Origin of the sequence: Kitasatospora sp. NPDC057936, from assembly GCF_042887525.1 — a bacterium.
Taxonomy (GTDB): Bacteria; Actinomycetota; Actinomycetes; order Streptomycetales; family Streptomycetaceae; genus Kitasatospora.
Map to the genome: position 1 here is coordinate 1 of NZ_JBHVPD010000076.1, position 8,223 is coordinate 8,223.

The window sequence follows — 8,223 nt, forward strand, 5'->3', positions numbered from 1 at the left end:
GTACCTGCGGTGGCGCGATCGGGCCGCGCATGCCCCGGCCGTGGCGATCACGACGGCGGGGCCCTGGGCGGCCGGTGGGCGGTGCGGCGGTCGGAGTGGTGGTCACGAGCCCTCCCCAAGGTCACGGATCGTCAGTCATGCCGCGACGGAAGGTCCGTGGGCACGGGAGGAACGCTGTCACGTGCCCTCCCGGTAGGGCATCGGCCCACGGATTGATCACCCGTGCGGGATTAGGCCCACGGGTTTACACCCGTGGGCCTATGCCCGCACGGAGGCTACGGCGCCGTCACCGCCTCCAGGTCGGCGAGGAGCTCGGAGGCCACGACGGGGTCGAGCTCGCCGAAGGTCGCCGGGTACTCGGTCCTGCTCCAGTGGTCGCGCGGCGTACGGTCCAGCCAGACCGTCTCGAAGGTCTGGTCGGGGAACTCGTCGACGACCCCGACCCAGATCCCCTCGTTGAGCGCGATGACGAGGTGGAGGCCCTCGCCGAGCTTCTTGGAGAACCAGCGCTCGATGCCCGCGTCCTGCGGTTGGCCGCGCTCCCAGCCGCGTTTGGTGAGTCCGAGTAGGCGGCCCGTCGGCACCGTTTGACCCTCGAACCGGTGCAGGTGGCTGACGGCGGCCTCCTCCGGCGTCACCGCCCGCACCGGGCGCGCGAGTTGCGGGAACGGCTGGGCGATCCCGTGAGCGGCGGAGCGCTCCACCCACGCCGCCACGGCCGCCTCGCCGAGGAGCAGTGGGTGCGGGAGGCGGACCGTCGCGTCCTCGGGAAGGACGAATACGGAGTCCTCGACGTCCGCGAAGCTGTGCTCCCCGGTGACGCGGAAGGCGGTGGTCGTGCCGTCCGTGCTCTCCGCGAGCCAGACGAGGCGCCGCACGAGGTGCTGTACCAGCGGGTGCTGGACGAAGAGCTCCCGGAACTCGCCGGCCGTCCAGGTGCGCCCGGCCACCATGGCCGCCTCCAGTCGGCGTATCTGGTCCGAGGCGATCGCCCGGACCTCCTTCTTCAGTGCGACGAAGCGCTTGCGCTCGGCCGGCGCCAGCTCCTGGTCGTCCCGGACGCCGGGGGCGGGCAGGTCCTTGAGCCGTTTGCCGTCCCCGTCCAGCACGTACGGGCGCAGTTCCTCGTCGAACCCGACGGTGAAGCGGCGCGGGCCGTAGTCGACGACCGTCGTGCCGTCCGGGTCGAGCCCGAGGTCAGGCACGAGCCGGTCGGAGAGCTGCTCTCCGGTGAGGCCCAAGCCCTCGGCGACCTCGGCGATCTTCTCCTGGGCGCGTTGCTTGAGCGCCTTGAACCTCACCCGCTGGGCGATGGTGTGCAGGTGCAGGAGGGCGACGTCGCTCCCGATGGCCGCCAGGACGGACAGGCCCTCGACGGCGCGGTGGTGCGCGTCCTGCCCGGGCCAGGCGCACAGGAGCGGGGTGAGCCGGCGGACGGTGTCGTCGTTCCCGAGGAAGCCGAGCGCGTGCAGCGTCCACGTTTCCGGGGCGGGCATCCCGGCCAGGTGCCACTCCTGGAACAGCGCCCACGCGAAGGCGGTCAGCGAGTCCGCACGGCAGGCCTCGACGACGGTGGCGAGCGCGGGGTGGGGCGCGCCGGGCCCGGACAGCGCGAGGATCGTCAGCACATGCCCGACGGCCTCCTCCGGCAGGGCCCGACCGTCGGCCAGCAGCACCTGCGGGAGCAGCGCGGGCCGCGCCCACGCGGGCAGGACCGGCAGCTTGGCCGGCACGCCCGTCGCGGCAGGGTCCGTGTCGAGCGCGTCGGCTGCGATCCCCGCAGCCTCCGTGCCGTACCGGTCGGCCACGGCCGCGAGGAGGACCTCCGGGCTCTCGGCGGCCGCGACCGCGCGCAGCGCCTCCTCGGCGGCCTTGCGGGCTCGCCCGGCCGGGCCCACGGCGTCGGGGACGAGCAGCAGCGCGGCGGCCACGCCGTGCCGCTCGAACCACGAACGGGCCTCCGACCGCATGGACTTGAGCCGGACCAGGCAGTCGGCCATGATCCGCGCCGTGTCGGCCGAGAGGAACGGCGCGAGCAGCGGTGCGTAGCTCGCCGGCCTGGTGCGCGCGAGCGACACGGCCGTCGGCAGCGCGGCCGGACCGTACCGGGCGACGAGGGGAAGCAGCGGCTCGTGCCCGTCGTAGTGGGCGTCGGGCCGCCAGGTGCGGACCCAGGAGGCGAGCTCTTCCGCGGGCCCCATCATCAGCAGCCGGACCGCGTACCAGTGGCTGCCGCCACTTCCCACCAGGACCCGCGCCGCCTCGGCCGCCCAGTCCGTCGACTCCGGGTACTCCCACCGGCTGTAGTCCGCCGCCCCGGCGGCCCAGCTCTCCCGCTCCCCGGGAAGCCAGGCCTCCACCGTCACGTCGTCCGGCTCCAGGCCCTTGAGCACGCGCGCCTTGCGGGGCGGCGTCGGCTTGCGCGTCCGCGGCGGCGAGACCAGCACCGGCGGCAGCGCCTCGGCGGGCGCGTCGGGTACACGGCCCCGGACGCCGTCCAGCGAGCCGACCAACTCGGCGGAAGTGTCGTCGAGTTGCGCCAGAATCGCGGGCAGGTCGGCCAGGTGCAGGAGCGCGTGGGTGGTGAGGAGCCGCCGTGCCGCCGGCGCCGCGCTGCCCTCCTTGAGCACGGCCTCGGCGAGCAGCCGCGTGGCGCGGACCGGGTAGCGCTGCATGGCGTCCTGGAGCGCGGGCCGGACGTGCTTGTCGTCGATGCGGGCGAGCAGGAGGCGGAAGGCGTCGTCGGTCGGGAACCGTGCCACGGCCGCCGCCATGGCCCGCACCGCGTCGCCGCCGTAGACGATGGCGAGCGCCTCGCCGAGGAGCGGCACGCACGCCGTACCGACGGCGTCGGCGAGCGTGGCGACGAGCGCGACCGACCAACTGGGCCACATGTGCTTGGAGTAGGGGCCGAGGCGCTCCACCTGCCCGGGGTCGTCGAGCGAGCGGAGCAGCATCGGCCGCAGCTGCCGCGCGTCGTCGCCGTAGTCGGGCTCGTCCGCGACGCACTCGTCGGCCCAGCCGGGGGTGCCGGGAGCGAGATAGGTGGCGACGGCACGGCGAAGCGGCGTGGTGCGGAGCGTCGCGAGGGTGGCGACGACGCCGTCGTACGTCGCCTCGTCCGCGATGGAGAGCAGTGCCCGCACCCGGTCCGCCGGCCCCGCCGTCAGGTGCAACGGGAAGGCGTCCTTCGGCCCCAGGGACCGCAGGCGCGGCTGCGTCCGGTAGTGGTGGCCGTGACCCCACGTCGCCTCGACACCGAAGGCTTCCACGACTGCGCGTGCGGCGAACACGAGCCCGTGCCGGACCACCCACGCGTCGGTGAACAGCACCGCGTCCACCCGGGTCTGCATCGAACCAGGGAGCAGACTCGCGACCGCGACGGCGCCGAGCGCGTCGGCCTTCCCGGCGAGGAAGGCGCGGGCGGCGCGGACCAGCTCCGGGTCGGAGTGCGGGGACGCCAGGGCCTGCTCGATCCACTCCCGGTCGGTCGCGATGTGCTGCTCCGCCGTGGCCAGGGACTCCGGCGACGGCGTGGTCACGGCGCGGGCCGTCCTCCCGCGGCGCGGCTCGACCAGTTCCTTCCACGCGGCGGGCATGACGAAGGCGTCCTCGTCGGGCGGCGAGGCGGGCAGGGCAGCATCGGCCGGGACCGGCCGGGTGCCCACCTCCGCGTACCCCTTGCGCTCCTTCTCCGCGACCAGCTTCCCGAACTGCGCCAGCGCCGCCTCGGCCGAGCCCAGCTCCTTGACCTGCGCCCGCCCCTCCGCGCCGATCCGGCCGTAGCGCACGCGCACCGAGGCGCCCTCGACCGCCGCCTCCCAGAACTTCGCGGATCCGTCCGCCACGAACTCCCAGCGCCGCACAGCCCCTCCTACGCCTTCCGCAACCCCCACCGGCCCGTCCGGTGATCACCGAGGGGAACGCTAGCGGTACCCACTGACAATCGGGCCGGCTCCGGCCCAGGTCAGGGCGGGGGAGCGAGGTACCGGCGGCCGGGTATCTGCTCGAAGATCAGGTTGGTGCGGGTCTGGGCCACCGCCGGGTGCGTGGTCAGGTGGTCGACGACGAAGTCGCGCAGCGACTCCGGGCCGGCCACGCCGACGTGCAGGAGGTAGTCGTCGGAACCGGCCATGTGGAACACGGCCAGGACGCCGGGCAGGTCGGGCGCGGTGTTGCGGAAGCTCTCGTTCTGCTCGCGGGTGTGGGCGCGCAGGCGCACCGAGATCATCGCCTGGAGCGGCAGCCCGATGGCCGCCGGGTCGACCTCGGCGCGGAAGGCGCGGATGATGCCGCGCTCCTGCAGCGCCCGGACCCGGGCCAGGCAGGTGGAGGGGGCGATGCCCACGGCCTCGGCCAGGGCGTTGTTCGGGATGCGGGCGTTGTCGGCCAGGGCCCGGATGATCGCCCGGTCCACGTCGTCCACCGGGGTTCGGGCGGTCCGGGTGGCCTGCGGATTGTTCGGCATGCCCGCCAGGATCGCAGCCGTTCCCGAAGAATCGCAAACATGATCTAGTTCCGACCGAATTTCCTGCGGAGGAGCTTCTCAAAGGCGCCGGGAAGTTCCATCCTTGGGCCCGCAGCCCCCTACGTTCTCGACCTCCCGGAGCGCCCCCGCATGAGCCCGACCGCCACGTTCAGCGCCGGCACCGCCGGAACCGCCGGCACCGCCGTCGACCCCGGCCCGGAGCTGGACGTCGCCGAGTTCGTGCTCCCCGCGGGCGGTCTGGACGAGACGCAGCGCCAGCACGCGCTGGACACGGTCGACGAGTACCTGTCGCGCAAGCGCAAGCACCTGGTCGGTTACCAGGCCACCCAGGACATGCAGGGCACCGCGCTGGACCTGGCCCGGTTCATGCCGAACAACATCAACAACCTCGGCGACCCGTTCCAGAGCGGCGGCTACAAGCCCAACACCAAGGTCGTCGAGCGCGCCGTGCTCGACTACTACGCGCGGCTGTGGAACGCGAAGCGCCCGCACGACCCCGCCGACCCCGAGTCGTACTGGGGCTACATGCTGTCCATGGGCTCGACCGAGGGCAACATGTACGCGCTCTGGAACGCCCGCGACTACCTGAGCGGCAAGGCGCTGATCCAGCCGCCGACGGCCCCGTTCGACGCGCTGCGCTACGTCAGCGCCGCGCCCGACCGCCACAACCCCAACGCCCACCGCCCGGTGGCGTTCTACTCCGAGGACACCCACTACTCCTTCGCCAAGGCGGTGTGCGTCCTCGGCGTCGAGACGTTCCACGCCGTCGGCCTGGAGAAGTACGCGGACGAGTGCCCGCTGGTCGACCCGGTCACCGGGCGCCGCGAGTGGCCCACCGAGGTGCCCTCCCGGCCCGGCCCGTCCGGCCTCCCGTGGGACGGCACCGGCGAGATCGACGTCGACGCGCTCGCCGTCCTGGTCGAGTTCTTCGCCGCGAAGGGCCACCCGGTCTTCGTCAACCTGAACCTCGGCAGCACCTTCAAGGGCGCGCACGACGACGTCCGCGCGGTGTGCGAGCGCCTGCTGCCGATCTTCGAGCGCCACGGCCTGGTGCGGCGCGAGGTGGTCTACGGCACCGACCCGGCCACCGGCGAGCCCCTGGTCGACGTGCGCCGCGGCTTCTGGATCCACGTGGACGGCGCCCTCGGCGCCGGCTACGCGCCCTTCATGCGGCTCGCCGCGACCGACCAGCAGTACGGCTGGACGCCCGAGGTCGAGCTGCCCGAGTTCGACTTCGGCCTCACCCTGCCGACCGCGGAGCACGGCGACGTCGACATGGTTTCCTCGATCGCCATGAGCGGCCACAAGTGGCCCGGCGCGCCCTGGCCCTGCGGCATCTACATGACGAAGGTCAAGTACCAGATCTGCCCGCCGTCCCAGCCCGACTACATAGGCGCGCCGGACACCACCTTCGCCGGCTCCCGCAACGGCTTCTCGCCGCTGATCCTCTGGGACCACCTCTCCCGCCACTCCTACCAGGACCAGGTGGACCGCATCCGCCGCGCCCAGGAGCTCGCCGGCTACCTGGAGCGCCGCCTGCGCGCGCTGGACGCGGCCCTGGGCGTCGACCTCTGGACGGCCCGCACCCCCGGCGCCGTCACCGTGCGCTTCCGTCAGCCCAGCGCCGACCTGGTGGCGAAGTGGTCGCTGTCCTCGCAGGACGTCGTGATGGTCCCCGGCGACGAGTCCACCCGCCGCAGCTACGTGCACGTCTTCGTGATGCCCTCGGTCGACCGGGCCAAGCTGGACGCCCTCCTCGCCGAGCTCGCCCACGACCCGGAGTACCGGGCACAGGCCTCCTGACGTCCGGACCGGGGCCCGCACCCCGGTCCGGACCCTGCCTGCGGGTGCTCCCCGGCGATCCGGTACGGTCACGGCCTCACGTCTGTTCAGTTCCGGTGACGGTCCGTGAAGACCGCCACCGGGGGAGCGGTGAGGCCCCACCCGCACCGTGCACCACACCACTAGGGAGCTTCCTCGTGCACCAACCCCTGCGCCGGAGCCTTCCGGCCCTTGCCGCCCTCGGCATAGCCATCGGCGCCCCGCTGATGACCGCCGGCACCGCGCACGCCCAGGGCGAGTACGCCTGTGGCGACGTCAACGTGAAGTACTCGGTGGACGGCGGCAAGTCCTGGACCGAAGACGGCCGGATGGACCAGCCGCACGGCGTCATCCAGGTCCGCCTGGTCGGCGACATCACCGAGGGCTGCGACTACGAGGTCTCGCTGGCCTCGTACGACACCGAGGGCCCGACCTGGGAGACCTCGGGCAAGCAGACCTTCCTCGGCTGGGCGACCACCACGCTCAACAAGGGCCACAGCCAGGCGACCCTGGACGTCAGCAAGCACCTGCCGAAGTGCTTCGGCCAGATCGACCTGTACAACAACGACCAGAAGTTCGACGGCGTCGCCAACCCGCTGCCGAAGTACCCCAACGGGGTCTTCCCGAACGACCTGATCACGGCCTGGAACGGCGGCAAGGCCTGCACGCCGACCCCGACCCCGACCGGCACCCCGACCGCCACGGGCACGCCGACTCGGACCCCGACCGGCACGCCGACCTCCTCGGCCTCGCCCACGGGCACCCCCACCCAGCACCCGACCGGGACGCCCACGGCGACGACGACGCCGTCGACCAGCGCCTCGCCCTCGGCCTCCACCAGCACCAAGCCGTCGGCGCCGGCCACCACCGGCACCCCGTCGGCCTCCCCGGCCGCGCCGGCCCCGTCCGGTCCGGCCGACACCACCGGCCCGGTCGGCAAGCCGAGCGCCAAGCCGGTCTCGACCAAGCCTGCGCCGGTCCTGGCCAGCACGGGTGGCAACAGCGGCCAGATGATCGCCTACGGCGCCGGCGGCGCCGCGCTGCTCGCCGTCGGCGGCGGCGCACTGGTGATCGCCCGTCGCCGCGGCTCCCGCAGCTGACGCACCGTCACATCCCGTAACACCCGGACGCCCGCGGCCACTTGGACCGCGGGCGTCCGTCCGTTTCCGGCAGCTCAGCCGTACGAGCCCGTCCCGATACCGGTTCGGCCGACAGCGCCCGGGCCCGGCAACGGTGTCGAGGCTTCAGCTGGTCTTGAACGGTGTGGTGCCGAGGGTGTACCAGGGGCCGATGGGCTGGCCGTCGGCGGTGTAGGCCTTGGAGATCCGGCCGTCGGAGCTGCCGATGGCGAAGACCTCGGCGGCGTGGTTGTCGGACTCGTAGACGGCGGACGGGGTACCGCTGAACGACCAGCCGGTGTTGATCGACTCCCAGCCGTGCCAGGGGCCGGCGTTGAGGTTGTAGTCGTGGTTCACCGCGCCGTCGGTGCCGATGGCGAACAGTTCGATGGCGTTGGTGGTGGCGTTGTACACGGCCGCGGGGCTGCTGGTCGCCTGCCATCCGTCCCCGAGGGAACTCCAGCCTTGCCACGTGGCGCCGTTGAACAGGTAGGAGTGGAAGACCGCGCTGTTGGCGCCGGTGGCGAACACTTCGGTGACCTTGTTCACGGGGTTGTAGACCGCCGCCGGGTTGGCCACGGACTTGAAGCCGTCGGCCACAGGGGTCCAGCCGGTGTATGCGTTGCCGCCGGTGGAGTAGTTGTGGGCGATGATGCCCTTGTCGTCGGTGGCGAAGACTTCGGCGGTCTGGGTGTCGGTGTTGTAGAGGGCGGCGGGGGTGCCGGTGGTGAACTTCTTGTTGGTGTCGAGGGATTCCCAGCCGTGCCAGGGGCCGGCGTTGAGGTTGTAGTCGTG

The 8,223-nt window shown here is 72.8% G+C and carries 5 protein-coding genes; 2 read left to right on the forward strand and 3 right to left on the reverse strand.

Features of this window, described 5'->3' with window-relative positions; genetic code table 11:
• Positions 1-275: 275 nt before the first annotated feature.
• Both ACFVU9_RS31910 and ACFVU9_RS31915 read right to left on the reverse strand, forming a co-directional pair.
• Positions 276-3,866 (reverse strand): DUF4132 domain-containing protein, encoded by a 3,591-nt coding sequence (locus ACFVU9_RS31910; RefSeq protein ID WP_387599379.1) that lies wholly within the window; start codon positions 3,864-3,866, stop codon positions 276-278.
• A 101-nt stretch (positions 3,867-3,967) separates the two neighbouring features.
• Positions 3,968-4,468 (reverse strand): Lrp/AsnC family transcriptional regulator, encoded by a 501-nt coding sequence (locus ACFVU9_RS31915; protein WP_387599381.1) that lies wholly within the window; start codon positions 4,466-4,468, stop codon positions 3,968-3,970.
• A 150-nt stretch (positions 4,469-4,618) separates the two neighbouring features.
• Between ACFVU9_RS31915 and ACFVU9_RS31920 the strand changes: the two genes are divergently transcribed.
• Together ACFVU9_RS31920 and ACFVU9_RS31925 are read left to right on the forward strand one after the other, a co-directional pair.
• Positions 4,619-6,292 (forward strand): histidine decarboxylase, encoded by a 1,674-nt coding sequence (locus tag ACFVU9_RS31920; protein ID WP_387599384.1) that lies wholly within the window; start codon positions 4,619-4,621, stop codon positions 6,290-6,292.
• A 176-nt stretch (positions 6,293-6,468) separates the two neighbouring features.
• Positions 6,469-7,410 (forward strand): hypothetical protein, encoded by a 942-nt coding sequence (locus ACFVU9_RS31925; RefSeq protein WP_387599387.1) that lies wholly within the window; start codon positions 6,469-6,471, stop codon positions 7,408-7,410.
• A gap of 144 nt (positions 7,411-7,554) precedes the next feature.
• On the opposite strand, the gene ACFVU9_RS31930 is transcribed toward ACFVU9_RS31925, so the two are convergent.
• A partial coding sequence (locus ACFVU9_RS31930; protein ID WP_387599390.1) for a hypothetical protein occupies positions 7,555-8,223 on the reverse strand: 669 nt, incomplete at its 5' end.